The 3,057-nt window shown below is 47.2% G+C and carries 2 protein-coding genes, 1 tRNA gene and 1 pseudogene; all 4 read left to right on the forward strand.

Annotated elements, in window-relative coordinates:
* Positions 1-378 (forward strand): annotated as a pseudogene (locus QZP87_RS09560) (hydrogenase maturation protein HypF); the annotation flags it as partial.
* A 128-nt stretch (positions 379-506) separates the two neighbouring features.
* Positions 507-1,106 (forward strand): hypothetical protein, encoded by a 600-nt coding sequence (locus tag QZP87_RS09565; protein ID WP_291322694.1) that lies wholly within the window; start codon positions 507-509, stop codon positions 1,104-1,106.
* A gap of 24 nt (positions 1,107-1,130) precedes the next feature.
* Complete coding sequence (locus QZP87_RS09570) at positions 1,131-1,481, forward strand: hypothetical protein (RefSeq protein WP_291322695.1); 351 nt, start codon at positions 1,131-1,133, stop codon at positions 1,479-1,481.
* 397 nt (positions 1,482-1,878) lie between these two features.
* Positions 1,879-1,955, forward strand: a tRNA-Met gene (locus QZP87_RS09575).
* The last annotated feature ends 1,102 nt before the right edge of the window (positions 1,956-3,057 follow it).

Genomic DNA, 3,057 nt, shown 5'->3' on the forward strand with positions numbered 1-3,057 from the left:
GGACAAGAGGCCGCATACGAGCTGCCGGTTCACCACCGCACTGGGCTTGGCATCCTGGACACCCTGACCCTGTTTCGTCAAATTCTGAAAGACCATATCAGTGGCCTGAGCCCGGCCATAATCAGCCGCAGGTTTCACCTGTCCCTGGCCCGGGGCCTGTGCCGGTGGGCCGCGCAGGCAGCAAGCGCCACCGGCATCAGGACCATAGGCCTTAGCGGCGGTGTCATGCACAACCTGACCCTGGCCCGGGAGCTTGAAGCAGGTCTTGCCCGGAGATCGTTCAATGTTTTGACGCACAGATTCCTGCCTCCGGGGGACGCCTGCGTATCTGTAGGTCAGGCGATCTATGGCCGGTACCTGACGTCCCAGAAAAAATAAGGTTGTAATGCTTTCATATCGCTGCATATAATCAATGGCATGCAATTTGAATAAAATAATCCAAAAACAGTTGCAAAAACAATTTTCCAGTATGACGTTATTTCATCCCATTTCCCAAGGAGGAGCAGATGATCATTATCGACGGCCGGCAATCCGACTTCAATGTTAATAATTTCAACAACCTTGAAGACCTTCTGGTCAAGGTGATGGAAGATAAAATCCTGGAACAGCGCATAGTCACGGATGTTCTGGTAAATAATGAAGCTTTTTCGGAAATATATCCACATCAGGCAGAGGATGTGGATACTTCTGACATAGAAAAGGTGGAAATCAAGACTATGGATTCCATGAGTATGGCTATCAACATCACAAGAGAACTTTACAAAGTGGTCAATCTCATGTCCAAGGGCGGCTTTGAAGTGGCGGAACTTTTCCGTAAAGGGGAAGACTCCCGGGCCTTGGAAATGTATCAGGATCTGCTTTCAGTGGTCCGCGACTTTATGAATACCATCACGGTTCTGAAGCAGGATTTCCACCTTGCCGACCAGGAGAATCTAAACAAGGGCATTGAAAAACTTTCTGAACTGTTCAGCGAGATGATTGAGGTTCAGGAAAGCAATGACTGGATTTTGCTGGCGGACCTTTTGGAGTACGAATTCCTTCCCCTGGTGGACGCCTGGAAAAAAATCGTCTCTGAGATAAGGTCAGAAATCCGTCAGGCTTCCTAAATGACAACCTCAAAGGAGTTGAATATGAAAGACGCCCCAGCATGCCTGGATATAGCCTTGAAGTTGGGACATGAAGAACTTTCCCATCTGCAGGAGGCAAACCTTGACGAGGCGGAAAGACTTTCCCTGGAGCGCAAGGACATGATGGACAGAGCATTTGCAGCCCCCCTGCAGGAAGACAGGGCAGAATTTCTGGAGAAGCTCGATCGCCTGCAGAGCCTGCAAAGCAAGATCACTGCCTCTGCCAGAGAACTACATGCCACTCTTAGCCAGGAACTAAAAAAAATACGAAGTGAAAACAAACGGCTTACAGGCTACAAAAAGGGTTCAACCATTACGCCCATGTTTAATGCCCAGTTGCGCAAAAAAGGCTGAAAAACAAAAAAACGTCCGAGGCATGCATGTACCCCGTCAAGTATCTGTTTAGCTCTTTGCATGTGGCACGGGTACTGGCTCTTTCGGGACCCGCTTGTCCCAGAAAATAAGTCGTTTTGAGTACAAAATGATGCTCAAGTGGGTCCCGGAGTGCCTGTCCCCTGCTTTCCCTACAACGAAACTTATTTGTGCCAGTCCCTGATTTAACCAGCCACACATATTATAAGTTGCGTTGTAGGGATAATACCAATTAGGGAAAGTCCCATTAAACAAAAAGGGCTCAGCTTTCCAGTAGTACATGATGCCCCGGATTTTCTTCCTCGCATCCCAGCCTGCATCTTGCAAATTTAATCCTTGACACATCCAGACCAAATCATTATAAGTATAGATTCGTTGATGCGGGGTGGAGCAGTATGGTAGCTCGTCGGGCTCATAACCCGAAGGTCATCGGTTCAAATCCGGTCCCCGCTACCAAAAAATCATTAAAATAGGGAGTTAAGCAAGAGCTTACCTCCCTATTTTTTTGTTCAAAATCTTCTTTTTTACCCCCCACTGTCCCAAATTTGTCCCAAAGCTTCACAATTTATCACCTGATATCATTACATTTTTATTTTTTTAGTGCCCCACAGTTGTCCCATGGCATAAGTGAGCTGTTCCGGTTGGTCATAGATGGAGAGACCTGCTCTTTGATGACCTGGAAATAAGCGATGAGACATTATTACCCAAGACGTTTGATCTGTAAACTCAGCCATGCGCACTCCATTCGACCCGCTTAAGTTCTTACAGTCCCTACGCCTGGACGTAGAACTCTATTCCAAGGGGCAGATAACAGTCCATGGGATGCGTTTCCTGGAGCCCAATAAGCAGCCCCGCAACGTCCTAAAGATCTATGACAAGCTCCTGCGCATGCAGCTGGACGCTCCCAGCAAGACCATGAGGCCGTCTGCACAATATGCCATAAATGCGGCAAGATGTCCCTTGAGTTTCGCCGTAGCGGGCTATACTGCGATGAGGAGCCTATGTGCTCAAGATGGAATGAGCTGCAGCAGGAGGCCCGGGAGGCTGAGACTGGTCTGTGGGCAGAGGATGAGCCTATTGAACCCTGGGAGTGGCGGAGTTGGGGAGATAAGTGCCCAGATACCAGAGGCCACCGTACCTTTGCTAATGGCTGGCAGCTTGTGTCACATGGGAAAGGGAGTATCCCAGATGGTAACCATTAAGGGGTGGTTCACGGTGTTGATTACTGGCACTAGGCCTGGGGGACTGTTGCGCACTTATTTTTAGGTTAAACATCTTTCACGATAAGGGACTGTCCCCCGGCACCCCTGTGAATGGTTACACCTCATAAAAAGTTGGCATTTATCCTGAACCATAAACCAAAAATCCGTATATAATCTGAATAAATACATAAAAATGCCATAACATTTTGATATCATTAAATTTAAGATAATTAAATGTACGGATTTTGCTTTTCATAGTTATTACGATATGTTAACATTATAATATTAAGCGTTGCTTGCATAAAAAATTCCTTGGTTTTATTGTAGAGGGGGTATATACGGAAATCGGCTTGGGA

This window comes from Desulfonatronospira sp. (assembly GCA_003563255.1).
Lineage (GTDB): Bacteria > Desulfobacterota > Desulfovibrionia > Desulfovibrionales > Desulfonatronovibrionaceae > Desulfonatronospira.

What these genes read in the sequence shown, in the direction of transcription:
- QZP87_RS09565 (WP_291322694.1), top strand. Translation starts at nt 507, where the DNA reads ATGATCATTATCGACGGCCGGCAATCCGACTTCAATGTTAATAATTTC.
- QZP87_RS09570 (WP_291322695.1), top strand. Translation starts at nt 1,131, where the DNA reads ATGAAAGACGCCCCAGCATGCCTGGATATAGCCTTGAAGTTGGGACAT.